The sequence below is a fragment of the Labrenzia sp. THAF82 genome, from assembly GCF_009363435.1.
Taxonomy (GTDB): Bacteria; Pseudomonadota; Alphaproteobacteria; order Rhizobiales; family Stappiaceae; genus Roseibium; species Roseibium porphyridii.
This window is the reverse complement of record NZ_CP045354.1, coordinates 5,683,457-5,699,579: the sequence shown is the minus strand read 5'-3', so window position 1 is coordinate 5,699,579 and position 16,123 is coordinate 5,683,457. Positions and strand designations below refer to the sequence as shown.

16 protein-coding genes and 1 tRNA gene are annotated in these 16,123 nt (G+C 56.1%); 9 read left to right on the top strand and 8 right to left on the bottom strand.

Annotated elements, in window-relative coordinates; genetic code table 11:
• Positions 1-194: 194 nt before the first annotated feature.
• On the top strand, positions 195-986 hold the full coding sequence (locus FIV00_RS26145) for a ChbG/HpnK family deacetylase (protein ID WP_152503458.1): 792 nt from the start codon (positions 195-197) through the stop codon (positions 984-986).
• A 144-nt stretch (positions 987-1,130) separates the two neighbouring features.
• On the opposite strand, the gene FIV00_RS26140 is transcribed toward FIV00_RS26145, so the two are convergent.
• The 8 genes from FIV00_RS26140 to rpmH all read right to left on the bottom strand — a co-directional run bounded on the left by FIV00_RS26140 (position 1,131) and on the right by rpmH (position 7,795).
• A complete protein-coding gene (locus FIV00_RS26140; RefSeq protein WP_152503457.1) occupies positions 1,131-1,994 on the bottom strand; it encodes a LysR substrate-binding domain-containing protein in 864 nt (287 codons plus the stop codon).
• A 71-nt stretch (positions 1,995-2,065) separates the two neighbouring features.
• Entirely contained in the window at positions 2,066-2,815 is a 750-nt protein-coding gene (locus tag FIV00_RS26135) for a pyrimidine 5'-nucleotidase (RefSeq protein ID WP_152503456.1), read from the bottom strand.
• Positions 2,812-3,699 carry an acetylglutamate kinase gene (gene argB / locus FIV00_RS26130; RefSeq protein ID WP_152503455.1) on the bottom strand — a complete coding sequence of 296 codons (888 nt, stop codon included), beginning with the start codon at positions 3,697-3,699 and terminating at the stop codon, positions 2,812-2,814. The genes FIV00_RS26135 and argB overlap by 4 nt, the downstream gene beginning before the upstream one ends.
• Before the next feature lie 118 nt (positions 3,700-3,817).
• Positions 3,818-4,465, bottom strand: coding sequence for a ribosome biogenesis GTP-binding protein YihA/YsxC (gene yihA / locus FIV00_RS26125; RefSeq protein ID WP_152503454.1), 648 nt, complete (start codon positions 4,463-4,465; stop codon positions 3,818-3,820).
• Positions 4,466-4,475: 10 nt separating this feature from the next.
• Positions 4,476-5,156, bottom strand: coding sequence for a CatB-related O-acetyltransferase (locus FIV00_RS26120; protein WP_152503453.1), 681 nt, complete (start codon positions 5,154-5,156; stop codon positions 4,476-4,478).
• A 201-nt stretch (positions 5,157-5,357) separates the two neighbouring features.
• A complete protein-coding gene (yidC, locus tag FIV00_RS26115) occupies positions 5,358-7,193 on the bottom strand; it encodes a membrane protein insertase YidC (RefSeq protein ID WP_152503452.1) in 1,836 nt (611 codons plus the stop codon).
• Between the two features lie 6 nt (positions 7,194-7,199).
• Complete coding sequence (rnpA, locus tag FIV00_RS26110; protein WP_152503451.1) at positions 7,200-7,601, bottom strand: ribonuclease P protein component; 402 nt, start codon at positions 7,599-7,601, stop codon at positions 7,200-7,202.
• 59 nt (positions 7,602-7,660) lie between these two features.
• Positions 7,661-7,795, bottom strand: a complete 135-nt coding sequence (gene rpmH / locus FIV00_RS26105) for a 50S ribosomal protein L34 (protein WP_006934271.1) — start codon at positions 7,793-7,795, stop codon at positions 7,661-7,663.
• 333 nt (positions 7,796-8,128) lie between these two features.
• On the opposite strand from rpmH, the gene FIV00_RS26100 reads away from it, so the two are divergent.
• The 8 genes from FIV00_RS26100 (at position 8,129) to FIV00_RS26070 (ending at position 16,030) form a co-directional block, all read left to right on the top strand.
• Complete coding sequence (locus tag FIV00_RS26100; protein ID WP_152503450.1) at positions 8,129-8,938, top strand: TVP38/TMEM64 family protein; 810 nt, start codon at positions 8,129-8,131, stop codon at positions 8,936-8,938.
• 135 nt (positions 8,939-9,073) lie between these two features.
• The gene (locus FIV00_RS26095) at positions 9,074-10,507 is read left to right on the top strand and encodes an NAD(P)/FAD-dependent oxidoreductase (protein ID WP_152503449.1); all 1,434 of its coding nucleotides are present in this window, start codon (positions 9,074-9,076) and stop codon (positions 10,505-10,507) included.
• 51 nt (positions 10,508-10,558) lie between these two features.
• Complete coding sequence (locus FIV00_RS26090; protein WP_152503448.1) at positions 10,559-12,031, top strand: sensor histidine kinase; 1,473 nt, start codon at positions 10,559-10,561, stop codon at positions 12,029-12,031.
• Between the two features lie 229 nt (positions 12,032-12,260).
• Positions 12,261-12,337 (top strand) — tRNA-Arg (locus FIV00_RS26085).
• Positions 12,338-12,634: 297 nt separating this feature from the next.
• A complete protein-coding gene (locus FIV00_RS26080) occupies positions 12,635-13,693 on the top strand; it encodes a DUF4917 family protein (protein WP_209006712.1) in 1,059 nt (352 codons plus the stop codon).
• Between the two features lie 118 nt (positions 13,694-13,811).
• On the top strand, positions 13,812-14,516 hold the full coding sequence (locus FIV00_RS26075) for a hypothetical protein (RefSeq protein WP_152503447.1): 705 nt from the start codon (positions 13,812-13,814) through the stop codon (positions 14,514-14,516).
• A gap of 53 nt (positions 14,517-14,569) precedes the next feature.
• Entirely contained in the window at positions 14,570-14,743 is a 174-nt protein-coding gene (locus FIV00_RS29980; protein ID WP_173006166.1) for a hypothetical protein, read from the top strand.
• Positions 14,744-14,876: 133 nt separating this feature from the next.
• A protein-coding gene (locus tag FIV00_RS26070; RefSeq protein ID WP_371419551.1) for an IS3 family transposase occupies positions 14,877-16,030 on the top strand; the annotation gives its coding sequence in 2 pieces (ribosomal slippage) (positions 14,877-15,123 and positions 15,123-16,030; 1,155 coding nt in all).
• The last annotated feature ends 93 nt before the right edge of the window (positions 16,031-16,123 follow it).

The following is a 16,123-nucleotide window of genomic DNA, read 5'->3' as shown; positions in this document are numbered from 1 at the left end:
GTTTTAGTTTCTTTCGTGCCGGCGCAGTTCAAGAGTATGAGGTTATTCAAAGGCTAACGCAAGGGAATGAACTGACTGCAGCGGTCTGAACAGCAGGTTCAAAGCATGCGGTGTGACAATATATGGCAATCATTTTTACCCTGTTTTGTGCGGTACGGGCTTAGGCTGCAATCAGTCAATGAGGATTAGAGCCTTTGTCTTCAGCTGTCAGATTGCTTGTAAGAGCTGATGATGCGGGATCGTGCCTGGCATCAAATGAGGGGTGCCTTGATGCCTGCCTCAACGGGATTGCCCGCAGCGTTGAGGTCATGATGCCATGTGCATGGGTTCCGCACGCCGCCGAAATTTTCAATCAGCGGCCTCAAATTGACATCGGCATCCACCTGACGCTCACAAGCGAGTGGGATCGCATCAAGTGGCGTCCCCTGACGGCCGCCAGGAGCCTTGTCGATAGTTCCGGGAATTTTCATCCGCTTCTGTCACCGCGGGCAAGGGACGAACGCTGCGCCTTGCAAGATGTTGATTGGTGTTTCGACGAGGTCGTTGCAGAATTTCGAGCGCAAATCGAACTGGGCGTACGTACGTTTCGCAGCGCAAGTCACGTCAGTGCTCATATGGTCAGGCATTTTGCAGACTTTGATCCCCGGTTCAGTGAAATCGTGAGCAGCCTTTGCGAGGAGTTCGGCTTGAAGGATGATGCGTTCGGACACGGGCTTCCACGCTTTCAAGGGTATCCCCCGACACCGCGCATGACTGATGATCGTGTATCGGCGTTTTGCGAGAACTTGGCAGGATTGAGTACGGGCACCCACATATTTATCGATCATCCAGCCGTTCAATCCGATGAACTCAGCATGTTGGGGCATCGTGGTTATGAGGACGTCGATCAGGACAGAAGGACGTGCCTTGAAACGCTAAAAAGCCCTCTTGTCCGTGAAACGATCCAAAGACTGGGAATTGACTTGATCAGCTACCGTGACCTCTAGGTTTTTTTAATGGTGCCTGCTTTCTTGCAGTCTAATGCCGTACCTTGGAAAAGGCCGACGTTTGATAGCCCCATAGACCAGCACAAGTTTTCTGGAAAAGGGATATTCGCCGTCAGTTTGAACCGAGACAAAACGGAGCGTAATTCAGTCTGTTGTCTGGAGCCAGTCTCGAAAAGCTGCCACTGGCCGGGTCAGCGTTCGAGCAGGTGATCGGGCGAACCAGTAACCGGTCTCCAGCTCAAGCACCTTCCAGTCCGGCATGATCAAATGCCCGGCCTCAAGTTCCTGCGAGACAAACCGCCTGTCGATCACGATAGCTCCCATTCCTGCTATGGCAGCCTGGATGGCAAGGTCTCGGCTTTGCAGGACCATTCCGGAATTCAGATCCGGGTGGCTTAGGCCGGCAGCATCCAGCCAGATCGTCCAATCGTTGCGTCTGGACGCGCTGTGGAGCAGCCTCAATTTGAGCAGAATGTCCGGATCGGCCGGATCCTTGCCGCTTAACAGGGCAGGTGCAAGAGCAACAGCCAAATGCTCTTGCCAAAGCAGGTGGCTTTCAACGCTGGGCCAGTTGCCGGTTCCCAGCCGAATGGCACAATCGTAGTTCTCGCGGTCGAGATCGACCATGCGCGTTGAGGCTGACAGCAGCAACTCAACATCCGGTTGGCTCGCCTGAAAGGAGGGCAAACGCGGGATCAGCCAACGGGTAGCGAATGTCGAAACCGTGCTGATCCTGAGTTCGGTACGTCCACGCCGCTTGAAACTGTCGACGGCCTCTTCAATGCGGTCGAACGCATCACCAAGGCTCAGTGCAAGCCGTTGCCCTTCCTCCGTTAGTGTCAGGCCGCGCCCATCCCGATTGACGAGTGTCGCGCCAAGCTCACTCTCAAGCTTGCGCATCAGGTGTGACAATGCGGAGGGAGAGACACCGAGTTTTTCCGCTGCCATAGCGGCGCGGCCATGGCGGGCCAACAGGGAAAAGGCGTGAAGTGCGCGCAGGGACGCCATGAGCGGTTGAACTCCGTCGTTGAGTTTTCCTCAATCTAACGAAGTTGGCACCTGACCACCAGAGCCGCAGATCAGGCTTGTGCCAGAGCACCCAGGACGGATTTTAAGAATCCGGTCAGATCATCGGTAGCGAAGTCCACGTGCGGATAGGGATCGCCTTCCATGTCCCAACTTTCGCGAAAGAGTTCCCTGGAACCGGTTGGCACGATCAGTGTCGTGCACATGCCGAGTTGGTGCGGCACTTTCAGGTTCTTTGAAAGGTCCTCGAACATGGCTGAGCGGGCAGACGACACGCCGGTTCGCTCCAGAAACTTGTCGTAGGTTTCCCGGTTTGGTTTCGGAATCAGGTCCGCTGACACAATGTCGAAGATATCTTCAAAATGATCGGAAATGCCAAGTGCAGCTGCGGTTCGCTCCGCATGCGGGCGGTCGCCATTGGTGAAAATGAACTTCTTGCCCGGCAAGGCTTCAATCGCGCCACCGAGTTCCGGGTTCGGCGCCAGGTTTGAATAATCAATGTCATGAACGAAGCGGAGATAGGCATCAGGGTCGATGCTGTGCTCGCTCATCAGGCCACGCAGCGTCGTTCCATGTGCGTGATAAAGCGCTTTCTGGTGCGCCATCGCCTCCTCACGCGGAAGTCCCAGCAGGTCTTGAACAAACTGCGCGATCTGTTCGTTGATCTGCGAGAACAGGTCCGCATCATGGGGATAAAGCGTGTTATCGAGATCAAAGATCCAGGCTTCGACTCCCTGAAAGAGGCGGAGGTCATGACGGTGCGCGTGCGGGCCCTCATGGGGCAGGGGGCGTTTTCCCGTCACGGTTTGATCAACGTTCCGGCACCGCCATCTGTGAACAGCTCCAGAAGCACAGCATGCGAAACCTTGCCGTTCAGGATCACAACCCCTTCCACGCCCCGGTCGAGCGCTTCTATGCAGGTTTCGACCTTGGGTATCATGCCGCCTGAAATCGTGCCGTCGGCGATCAACGCCCGAGCATTGGCGACCGTCAGCTGTTTGATAAGCTGGCCGTCCTTGTCGAGAACGCCCGGCACATCTGTCAGGAACAGCAGACGCGTGGCATTCAGCGCCCCGGCGATAGCACCGGCTGCGGTGTCGGCATTGATGTTGTAGGTTTCTCCGTCTTCGCCCGGGGCAACCGGTGCTATGACCGGAATGATATCTTCCTTCAGAACCAGCCTGAGTACTGTCGGATTCACATTGGCCGGTTCGCCGACAAAACCCAGATCCACAACGCTTTCGATATTGCTGTCGGGATCGACCACGGTTCGCTGCAGTTTGCGCGCCGTTACGAGATTTCCGTCCTTACCGCATAATCCGACGGCCCGGCCACCCTCGGAATTGATCATTTGAACGATTTCTTTGTTGATGGCGCCGGCGAGCACCATTTCAACAACTTCAACCGTTGCCTTGTCTGTGACCCTCAGGCCGCCCTTGAATTCGCTGACGATGTTGAGCCTTTGCAGCATCTTGCCGATCTGCGGGCCGCCACCATGAACCACGACCGGATTGACGCCTGATTGACGCAGCAACGTGATGTCGCGCGCAAACGCCTGGCCCAACTCTGGATCACCCATGGCGTGGCCGCCATATTTCACGACAATGGTCTTGTTGTCGTAGCGCTGCATATAGGGCAGCGCGTGAGCAATAATGTGGGCGCGATTGGCGGTTTCGGGGGTGGTCATAGGTGTGGAATACTCAACAACTTCTCGGAACGGAACGCGAAGGATCCCTGCTATAGCCGGTTTGCCCGGTGTTCACAATCTCCAGCTCCGCGTGCTTGGCGGCACAATCGTGCTGTTACTATTGATTGGCCAGCAGGCAGAGTTCGGCGCGCAGCTCATCGACCCCGTGGTTCTTCTCTGAAGATGTGGCGATGATCTGCGGGTGCGCGGCGACACGTTTCGCAAGGGCCGTCTGTGTGTCCGCGATCAGACGTTTCAGCTGTGGCGGCTTGATCTTGTCGGCCTTGGTCAAAACCACCTGATAGACAACAGCTGCCTTGTCGAGCAGGTCCATCGCTTCTAGGTCGTTTTTCTTGATGCCGTGGCGGCTGTCGATCAACAGGATGACCCGGCGAAGGTTAGGGCGGCCCCTGAGGTAGGAAAACACGAGTTGGGTCCAGGCTTCGACAAGCTCTTTTGGCGCTTGGGCATAACCATAGCCGGGCATGTCGACGATCGTCAGTGGTGTGTCCGGCGCGACAAAGAAGTTCAGCATCTGGGTTCGCCCGGGCGTCGACGATGTCCGTGCCAGTCCCTTTCGCCCCGACAGGGCGTTGATCAGGCTGGATTTGCCCACATTGGAGCGTCCTGCAAATGCAATTTCCGCTTCCGCCGCATCCGGCAGATTGGCCATGTCGGTTACGCTGGTCAGAAACTCCCAGGGGCGAGCAAAAAGCAATCTGCCCGCCTCCAGATCTTCAGGAGAAAAGTCTTGATCGTCTGTCATGACCGGCCTTCTACCCTGCTTCAGCTTTCACGTCGAGATCACCTTCTGGCTCGCACTCAGCGCGTTCCAGGGCGGCAATGTCGGCACCCCTGATGGCTCTCAGATGCCGGCTGACCTTGGCTATTGGCCAATTCCACCAGGCAATTTCCAGCAGTCGCTCAATTGTTGCTTCGTCAAAGCGAAGCCTGACGACGCGTGCCGGGTTGCCTACGACGATTGCGTAGGGCGGCACATCCGATGCGACCACGGAATGGGCACCTATGATAGCGCCTGAGCAAATTGTGACACCCGGCATTACCGTGGCATTGGTGCCGAACCAGACATCGTTCTCAACAAGCGTATCACCACGCAGGTGGTCGAAAATGCTACCCGGTTCGAATTGCTCATGCCAGGCCTCATCAAAGATGTGGAAGGGATAGGTCGAAAACCCGGTCATCGCATGGTTGGCGCCGTTCATGATGAAGGTGGTGCCCTGTGCAAGCGCGCAGAACCTGCCGATTTTCAACCGGTCACCGATGAATTCAAAATGATACCGTACGTTGCGATTCTCAAAATCGGTCGCGTCCTGTGCATCATGGTAATAGGAATAGTCGCCAACCTCGATATTCGGTCGCGTGATCGTGTTTTTAAGGAAAACCGTGTGCGGTTCGCCTTTGAATGGATGAAGTGTATCAGGGGATGGGCCGTGCATGTGACCTCCAATTGGCAAGATTCAAGGGAAGAGAGAACTGCGCTGATTGCGCGGACGACCTGCCGGCCGGCGACTTCGCCTTGTTGGTCAGGTCTTGCTTCATCGGATCATTGGTCGATGCACTCCTCTAAGAACAAAAAAGGCCCCGCCAGTTGGCGAGGCCTTGGTGTTTAGCAGTTCAACCAGGACTTGTCAGCCCCTCTAGCTCTTGTCGTTTGCGGCCGGTTTCTTTTTCTTGAACATGGCGCCGAGATTGTCCCAAAGCTCAACTTTGGCACCTTGCCGGCGCATGATCACATATTGCTGGGCAATCGAGAGCGAGTTGTTCCAGGCCCAGTAGATCACCAGTCCGGCTGGGAAAGATGCCAGCATGAAAGTGAACACGACAGGCATCCAGGTGAAGATCATCTGCTGAGTGGGATCGGGCGGAGCCGGGTTCATTTTCATCTGGACGAACATGGTGATGCCCATGATCAGCGGCCACACGCCGAGCATAAGCAGTTGCGGTGGGTCCCAGGGGATCAGTCCGAAGAGATTGAAAAGTGAGGTCGGATCTGGCGCCGAAAGATCCTGGATCCAGCCGAAGAAGGGCGCATGGCGCATTTCGATCGTGACGAACAGGACCTTGTAGAGCGCAAAGAAGACGGGGATCTGAATCAGGATCGGCAGACAGCCTGCCAACGGGTTGATCTTTTCCTGCTTGTAGAGCTCCATTAATGCCTGCTGCTGCTTTTGACGGTCGTCCGCGTATTTTTCGCGTATTTCGGTCATCTGCGGCTGAACAAGTTTCATCTTGCTCATCGACACGTAGGACTTGTTGGCGAGCGGGAAGAAGACCAGTTTGATCAACACCGTCACCACGAGAATGGCCACACCGAAGTTGCCGATCAGGTGGAAGAAGTAGTCGATGGCAAAGAACATCGGCTTGGTCAGAAAGTAGAACCAGCCCCAGTCGATCAGAAGTTCGAACTGCTTGATGCTGAGGGCTTCCTCGTAAGCATCCAGGAGCTTGGTCTCCTTGGCACCTGCAAAGAGATAGGAGCTGGTTTCTCCGCTGCCACCTGCGGCAACAACCACGCCATTGCCGAGATAGTCGGCCTGGAAATTTCCGGTCGCTGCCGAATGGCTGAAGCCGGGTTGGAATTCCTGACCCGGAACGGGAATCAGTGTTGCGGCCCAGTATTTGTCGGTGATGCCGAGCCAACCCTGGTCGACTTTGGCCGGGCGGACAGAGCCTTCGTCTTCAAGGTCGGAATAATCGACTTCCTGAAGGCCTTCTTCACCGAAGACCCCGAGAAGCCCCTCATGCAGGATCCAGATGCCGCTGGTTTCCGGAATGCCGTTGCGGGCAATCAATCCATACGGATAGAGCGTGACCTCGTTTGACGAGGCGTTCTCAACGGATTGATCGACGGTGAACATGTAGTTCTCGTCGACCGAATAGGTCCGCTTGAAGGTCAGGCCTTCGCCATTGTCCCAGGACAGCGTAAGAGGCGTGGTTGGCGTGAGGGATGCAGAGCCTTCAACGGACCAGAGCGTGTCAGGTCCCGGGAGTGTGACCTCGGCACCCGGATCGGCGACCCAGCCGTAGTCGGTGTAATAAGGCGTGGGGCTGCCCTTGGGCGAAAACAGCACAATGGTTGGGCTGCTCTTGTCGACTGTCTCGTGATAGTCCTTCAAACGCAGGTCATCCAGCCGGCCGCCGGTCAGACTGATCGATCCTTCAAGGCGGGGCGTGTCGATGACCACGCGCTGGGAAGCGGCAAGGGCCTGGTCGCGATTGGCGAAATTGACCTGCCCGCCCGCTGTTTGACCCGGCGCAGTGGTTCCGGCGCCTGGGGTGGCCGTTGACGGTTGCGGTGCATCCGGATTGACTCCGGTCGCTGTCGTCTGGCTTGTGCCTTGCGCGCGCTGCTGGGCCTCAAGGTCTGCCTGTTGGCGTTCTTGATAAGGCACGGCGATGAACATCTGCCAGCCAATCAGAACAATCAGGGACAGAACGACCGCGAGAATCGTATTTCGGTTATCTGACGTCAACTGGAGTTACCCCTGTTTCCTGCGCGATGTCGTTTGCGCTTGCTTTGGTCCCCGGCGCGGCTTTCCCCGTCCGCGTGGCGTCCCCGGATCCAAGACTTGGCCTAGGCCAGATTTAAGGTCTGCAACGAGATTTTGAAAGGGAAGAGTGAGCGCACTTGAGCGTGCAACCAGCACAAAATCGGCGTTTTGCGGAATTTCTTTGGTGTCGAGCTCGGCAATGGCCGCCCTGAGGCGCCTTTTGATCCGGCTGCGTGCGACGGAATTACCGGTCTTCTTCGTGACCGTGTAGCCCACACGCGGTGCATCATTGCTCTTTCGCTCCAGCCCCTGAACGACAAAAGCGCGCCGACCCAGCCGGCCGCCTTTGGCGACCGCCAGGAATTCGGAGCGCTTTTTAAGTGTGTCCATAGCCGCGGATTGGTGTTGGCAGACGCCGCCAACCCGGCGCGCTGCGGGCAGGGCGCCGATTAAGCGCTAAGGCTCTTGCGGCCCTTTGCGCGGCGGCGAGCAAGCACCTGACGACCGTTTTTGGTGGCCATACGTGCGCGGAAGCCGTGGCGGCGCTTGCGGACAAGACGGCTCGGTTGATACGTACGCTTCATTGTTCTTCCCCGCGCTGCTTACTGCGCGGCCCTTGTTCATTTATAAATTCTATGGAGGAAGCACTCGAAGCGCTTGAAGAGCGCGGCTCTATAAGCCTTGGGTCCGAATGCATGTCCCGATCGAGCGCGCTTATACGGTCCATGCAGCCGCAAGTCAACTTTGCGTGTCAAAATTCTGAAGAAATTCACCCGATCACGTACAGGTGAACCGAAGGCGGGAAAGCGTCACTTATCGGTGATCCACGCTTCTTTTTAGAAGATTTAAGGTACATCTGCATATTTGTAACAAGTCACGGGCAAGCGCCCAGCAAAAAAGATAAAGCAGGAACAGGTATGTCGGGGGACGAGGCCAAAACCATGACAGCAGAAAAGGACCAGGACCCGCCAGTCGTTTCAACGGCGGATCGTTCTGTGTTCGCGTCCGTCAAGAGATGGCTTCCGGTTGCCGTGCTCGTTGGACTGATGGTGCTGGCATTTTCGCAAGGGCTGCACAAGCAGTTGACCTTGTCCAACCTGATCATGGAGCGACAGGAACTTGCGGCCTTCGTCGACCAGAACATCGTTCTGGCGATTCTCGCCTATGTCGCGATCTACACCATTGCTGTTGCACTTTCCTTTCCCGGTGCATCGCTCCTGACGATTGCCGGTGGCTTTCTGTTCGGCTGGATAGTCGGTGGCTTTGCAACGGTCTTTGGCGCCACGATCGGTGCCTGCGCGCTGTTTCTCGTGGCCCGTTCATCGATCGGCGAGGTTCTGACCAAACGTGCAGGGCCGTTCTTGTCGAAACTTGCCGAAGGGTTTCGCAAGGACGCCTTCAACTATCTCCTGTTCCTGCGGCTGACACCCCTTTTCCCCTTCTGGCTTGTCAATATTGCGCCGGCGATCTTTCAGATGGCTTTGCCGTCTTACGCGCTGGCGACCTTTATCGGCATCGTTCCGGGCACTTTTGCCTTTGCCTTTATCGGGTCCGGGCTCGACAGTGTCATCGAAGCCCAGGAGGCTGCAGATCCCGGCTGTGCAGCTGCCGGCACATGCCAGGTCGATATTTCCGCACTCGTGACGCCGCAGTTGCTTGCCGCCTTTTTCGCCCTCGGACTGGCCAGCCTCATTCCCGTCGTCATGAAGAAATTGCGCGGGCGGTGAGAAAGCGGATCCCGGATGAAAAACCGAGCCAGGCCTTTCGGGCATGCCGACCAGATCGTGCCGAGCACCAAGTACACGGCTTGATCTCTCCCACCCTAGCCAGGGCAATAAAAACTCAATTAAATGGATACTGATATGGCAAATGTGCTGACCCCGGATATTTGTGTGATCGGTGCCGGTTCCGGTGGCCTGTCGGTTGCGGCCGCTGCAGCTGCATTCGGGGTCGACGTTGTTCTCATCGAAAAGGGCCTGATGGGCGGTGATTGCCTGAACTATGGCTGCGTACCGTCAAAGGCGCTGATTGCCGCCGGCAAGGCGGCGCAGGCAAACGTCAAGGGCGAAAAATTCGGCGTGCATGCAGGCACACCACCGACCATAGAGTTTGCCGAGGCAAACGATCATGTCCGCAATGTCATCGCCGCAATCGAGCCTCACGATTCGCAAGAAAGGTTCGAGGGCCTGGGTGTGACGGTTCTGCGCGACGAGGCAAGATTTACTGCGCCCGACACAGTTGTTTCAGGTGAGACGGAAATCAGGGCACGCCGTTTTGTGGTGGCAACCGGCTCAAGCGCGCTTGTTCCTCCGATCCCTGGCCTGGACGGCGTTCCCTACCTGACCAATGAGACGCTTTTCGAGTTGCGCGAAAAGCCGGATCACCTCGTCATTATCGGCGGTGGCCCGATCGGGTTGGAAATGGCCCAGGCGCACAGGCGGCTGGGCGCTAAGGTGACTGTCTTTGAGGCCGCAAAAGCTCTTGGCAAGGATGATGCGGAACTTGCCGGGGTCGTGCTGGCGCAGCTGAAAAGCGACGGTGTCGAAATCCTGGAGGAAACCGGCGTTGAAGCAGTTTCCAAGACGGACGCTGGTGTGACGGTGAAAGGCAAGACCAAATCGGGCGAGGAGATCGAGGTTTCGGCTAGCCACTTGCTGGTTGCCGCTGGTCGCCGTCCGAATGTCGACAATCTTGGACTGGAGCAGGCAGGTATCGACTTTGACCGGCGCGGCATCAAGGTTGACAAGGGACTGCGCACGACCAACCGCAAGGTCTATGCAATCGGTGATGTTGCCGGTGGACTGCAATTCACCCATGTGGCGGGATTTCAGGCCGGTCTTGTCATTCGGTCTATCCTCTTCAGGTTGCCGATTGCCATGAACGATGATGTTGTTCCATGGGTGACCTACACCTCTCCGGAACTTGGTCATGTCGGCCTCAGCGAAGCTGACGCGCGCAAGAAGCATGGCGACAAGATCAAAGTGCTCACGGCGGAATATGACCGCAATGACCGGGCTCTTGCCGAAGGGGAGACGATCGGAAAGCTCAAGCTGATTGCCGGACCCGGCGGGCGGCTGCTGGGTGCCGATATCGTCGGTGCTCAGGCCGGGGAAATCGTCAACCTCCTTTCGCTGGCTGTGTCAAAAAAGATGGCGATGAAAGATCTTGCCGGGTTTATCTCGCCTTATCCGACCCTGGGAGAGCTGGTGCGCCGCGCCGCAATTTCCTACTATGCGGATGCACCGAAAAATGTTTGGGTGCGCCGCGCAATCGGTTTGCTACGCAAATTTGGATAGTCGATTGCTGCAAGGGCCGCGTATTGGCCGACGAGTTTGGGAAGATCAGACATGAAGCATGAGGGCGCACCGCAAGGGTCGGTTGTCCCATCCAAAGATGAAGCCGGCTCCTCCGGCCAGAGCGATCTTGTCGGTCGCTATCTGTTCGGTGGCCTTTCGGGCAAGCTGTTGATGATGACGGTTCTGTTCGTCATGCTTGCCGAGGTATTCATCTATGTTCCGTCGATAGCAAACTTCCGCAACACCTGGCTGATGGATCGCTTGACGACCGCGGGCGTGGCCGCCTCCGTTCTGGCAGAGACCAACACAATCGCGCCGCGGCTCCAGGAAGAGCTCTTGCGCACCACGGGCGCCGTTGCGATCTCACTTGACCAGGGAACGCGCCGCAGCCTGATTGCCATGAGCGACGTGCCCGGTGACGTCGATGTTGTCATCGATATGGCCAACGTGACCCCCTGGGCATCCATTGTGGGCAGTTTCGAGGTGCTCTTCTATCGTGGCAACGGTGTCATGCGGGTGATTGGCGCCGGGCAGATGGGGCACACCGAGCGTGTCGACGTCGTGCTGCCGATTGCGCTTCTTCAACAGGACATGCTGGCCTTTTCCGGGCGCATTTTGGCGTTGTCCCTGGTGATCTCGGTTATCACGGCAAGCCTTGTCTACATCACGCTGCGTGCACTCTTCATCAGGCCGCTGCGCCGGCTGACGCGGTCCATGGAACGCTTTGCTGAAAGTCCTGAAGACAGTTCGCGCATCATGCGCATTTCAGGCCGTCGCGACGAACTTGGGGACGCGGAAATCCGCCTTGCCGCCATGGAAGAGGCCCTTTCAAGGGCGTTGCACCAAAAACAGCGTCTTGCCGATCTTGGTCTCGCGGTTTCCAAGATCAATCACGACCTGAGAAACCTTCTGGCCTCCGCGCAATTGTTCCTGGAACGCCTGGAACATGTACCTGACCCGACGGTCAGCCGACTTGCGCCCAAGATCCTGGCAACGCTTGACCGCGCCGTCGGTTACACGCAGGCCGTCATGTCTTACGGCAAGGCCCAGGAAAGCGCTCCGCAACGCAGGCTCCTTGCGTTGCAGCGGGTAGGGGACGATGTCGCCGACGTGCTTGGCCTGGTGGATCATGAGAACGTGGCCTTTGAAAACAAGGTGCCGGTCGAAATCGAGATCGACGCGGATCCTGAGCAGATTTTCCGTGTTCTTCTCAACCTTGTTCGCAATGCAGTTCAAGCCCTGGAAACCGAAAAAGACGAAACGCTGGTGCGGCGGATCACGCTGGAAGCCGAGCGCAGGGGAACATGCGTTCATGTGACCGTATCCGACACCGGCCCCGGCATCCCGGACAACATCAAATCGGCGCTCTTCAAGGCATTTCACTCCGGGTCCAAGCAGGGTGGCATCGGGCTTGGCCTGGCTATCGTCGCGGAGCTCCTGAAGGCGCATGGCGGCAAGATCAAACTGGATGACACAAGGCCCGGCACCTGTTTCTGTCTCGAAGTGCCTGATCGTGCAATCTGAGGCGCAGGCTGTGTACAATCCTTGGCTTCAAGCGGTGGATCGAAGGAAATCAAGGGCTTTGCTTGGGATGTGACAATTCCTTGAAAAAAAGTTCAAAAAGTTCCTTGCATTCCCCGCCTGTCCGCAGTAGGTAAGCGCCCTGTCCGGGGCACACAAAGCGGCCCTGAACACCGCAAGACGATCATCTGAAAATGCCAGTCTGGCCGATGATATGATCTTCGCTCTATAAGCACCGGTAGCTCAGCTGGATAGAGCACCAGACTACGAATCTGGGGGTCGGGGGTTCGAATCCTCCCCGGTGCGCCATACTTCTCAATGACTTAGCTTAATTTCACCGTTTCAAAATTTGCAATTGAAACGGTTTTTGAAACGGTTTTGACAAGAGGGTGCTCTTACGTAATATTTCGAGTTAGCGGATATGTGGAAATGTCGTGGCATCAAGAACCACTATTGGCGAACTGATCTGAACTGCCCAAAAATGCAGTGTCCGCTTTGCGCCCTCATTGCCGCCATTCCGGTCCATGATACGCTATCCCAATAGCTGTCGTCGGTTTTGTGCGTGCATGTAGCAGGGAACGTCCCTATCGAAGGGGGTATTTCGAAGTGTTGACTTTTGAACAGGCAATCGCGGATTCGGCACAATTTTCGAAACGGCACCTACTATTGGGCAATGGCTTCAGCATCGCCTGCCGGTCGGAAATCTTTCACTATGGTTCGCTCTACGATCAGGCCGACTTCTCCAGAGCACCCGAAATCGAGGCCGTTTTTGCTGCGCTTGGCACCAAGGACTTCGAAGCGGTTATCCGCACGCTGGAAAGTGCGGCTATTGTCCTCCCTACTTATGTTGCCGATGACGGGGCTGCGCCAGCCAAGATGCTTGAACATGCCGAGATGTTGAAAGAGATCTTAGTTCAGACCATCGCCGGCAACCATCCGCATTTACCGTCGGATATTCCCGATGAAAAGTTCTGGGCGTGCCGCCGGTTTTTGTCTCACTTCCTTGTCGGTGAGAAAGCAGGCTGTGTTTTTACGTTGAATTATGATCTCCTTCTCTACTGGACGCTCATGCATGAAGATTCGCCATTAGGTGAAGCGATAAGCCTCGCTCGGAGCGATGGCTTCGGCAACGATGAGGATGAACCTGACGCGGACTATGTCGTGTGGCAGGGGGAGACAAACGCCCATAGCGCCAACGTCATGTTTCTACACGGTGCACTGCATTTGTTCGATTCCGGTAAGGACCTGCTCAAGTACACTTGGATCAGGAAGGGTGTGCCTTTGATTGAGCAGGCCCGAGCTGCGCTTTCCGCAAACAAGTTTCCGCTGTTTGTCGCCGAAGGCACCAGCACACAGAAAAAGGACAAGATTCGACACATCGCGTATCTGTACCAAGGCCTCAAGCAGCTCACGAGCAACGTGACTCAGGGAAAGCACTGCTGGTTCATTTTCGGACATTCATTGGCGGCAAATGATGATCACATTCTCACCAGGATTGGGCGCGGCAGATTCAAGAAGCTATACGTTGGCATCTATGGCGATCCACAAGAGATCTGGAACGAGCAGATAATCGCACGAGCCGGCTGGTTAGCGAGCCTACGTAATGAGAAGTGGCCGCTCGAAGTCGAATTCTATCAGGCGGAAAGCGCACAAGTCTGGGGCTAGAAGTCGACACGCTGACTAGGCTGTGACTAGGTCATCTGCCATTTCGTTGCCACGGTGGCGCCTGTCGAAAAGGACGTTTCGAAGCCGCAATACATAACGCAAAGACACGGGAGGAGGAATGGAAGACGAGTATCGACAATGGGGAGTGAATGAGGACGGCGAATTTAACGAGCCTACACTCGCATATAAACAGGATCCAACGATGGAGACCTATCTGACGCTACGTCGAGCCCATCCGGACGCAGAAATCGAAATCTCTGCTTCAAATGGGCTCGACACTTTGTTCCGAATTGAACCGGAACTGCAAAAGCACGGGTTTGACCCCTCCGATATTGCTGGGATTCTCGATGCAGACCCTGAAGCGATCAGCAAGGTTGCTTTGCAATGCATGGAAAAGCTTGTCGCCGCCAAACAACTGGCGGCTAAGGGTGAGACTCACTTAGTTGGACGAGGAAAGGCGGTGCCACCTGCGCTTGTTGACTGGATAATCATAGTCGCTCTCGACGGAATGAGTTGGACTCAACAATTAGAGATTCCTCGCGACCTGATTGTCCTAATCCAAAATCGCTTGGGCGGGATTCATGGGAGATATTATCGGAACAGCGAGTTAAATGAGCGAAAGAAAACTGCGCTCATTATTGCTGGGCAGATGCTCGCTCGCGGTGAAAAACCCGGCATTCGTCGGCTGGCACGTCTCCTCGGATTAGAGGCGAGTAGCGTCTCTCGTTGGTTCGCGGAAGGCGAATTCGATCGGGAGTCTCAGCGATATGCGTCGTGGTTTGATGAGAATGGCAATTTAAGTCCACCGTTGCACCGTAAATGACGTGCGCAACACTGTTGCTCACCTGTAGTCTCTTCTTCGTGAAGGAGACACAAATGATCGAAAAACCTCCAAAACCCGAGAAGCCCGCCGAACAGCTTCACTTCCGTATCAATCAGTTTGAAGTTTTGGCAAGCGGGCGATTTACGGTAGTGGCCGTCCTCGGTGCTATTTTGTTGGCAATTATTGTAACATTACACGCCAAATTTCCTTATCGATATTTGGCATAGCACTTCCTGGAGCTGACAACCGAGAGGTAGCGTTCATAGCGGCCTTACCGAAATGAGCTACTCCCCGGAAATCGGACACTGACGTAAGCTACAATTTGTTGTCTGCTGGTCTTCGAGAATTAGGAGATCAGAGATGTCGAAACGCAAGCGGCACGCGCCGGAATTCAAGGCGAAGGTCGCCCTGGAAGCCCTGAAGGGCGAGGAGACGGTCTCGGAGCTGGCGAGCCGGTTCGGGGTTCATCCGACCATGATCCATCAATGGAAGCGTGCCCTGCTGGAAGGAGCTTCGGACGTGTTTGCACGTGGCGGCAAACGAAAGCCCGAGATTGACGAGGACCAGGTGAAGGAGCTCCATGCCAAAATCGGGGAGCTGGCGGTTGCCAACGATTTTTTGTCCAGAAAGCTCAAACCTTGGGGCATGAAGTGAGGCGCGGCATGATCGAGCCGAGGCATCCAGACTTATCGGTCGGCAAGCAGTGTTCTCTGCTGTCGATCTCGCGCTCGTCTTTCTATTATACGCCGAAGGGCGAGAGCGAGATGAACCTCGCGCTGATGCGCCAGATCGATGAACAGTTCCTGGAGGCGCCGTTCTTCGGTGTCCGGCAGATGACCTGGCACCTAAAGAACGAAGGTCATCCGGTGAACGAGAAGCGGGTCCGGCGACTGATGCGGCTCATGGGCCTGATGCCGATCTACCAGAAGCCCAATACAAGCAGGCCAGCCAAGGGACACAAGATCTGGCCATATCTGCTCAAGGGATTGCGGGTGGAACGGCCGAACCAGGTCTGGGCGTCCGACATCACGTATTTACCGATGCGCCGCGGGTTCCTCTACCTGGTCGCGATCATGGACTGGTTCACCCGCAAGGTGCTGGCCTGGCGCATCTCCAATACCCTGGAAGCCGACTTCTGCGTCGAGGCGTTGAATGAAGCGATCCACAAATTCGGCGCGCCGGAAGTCATGAATACGGATCAGGGATCACAGTTCACCTCGTTTGCATGGACGGACCGGCTACGGCGGATGGGCGTGCGCATCTCGATGGACGGCAAAGGACGGTTCCTCGACAATATCTTCGTCGAGCGGCTGTGGCGTACGCTCAAATACGAGTGCGTCTACCTGCACGCCTGGGAAACTGGATCGCAGGCCAGGGCCGGTGTTCGAAAGTGGGTGGATTTCTATAACCAGAAGCGCCCACATTCAGCACTTGGCGGCAAGCCGCCTGCCGTGGTCTATTGGCAGCGCATTGAACAACACCAACCCGATCAGCAGGTGCAGAGAGTAGCTTAATTTACGCCAAAACCTGTCCAATGAATGGGGAGTAGCTCAAAAGCTTCCATTTTTGCCGCCTAGCCTGGAACACGACAATGAGCAGGGCCAGTA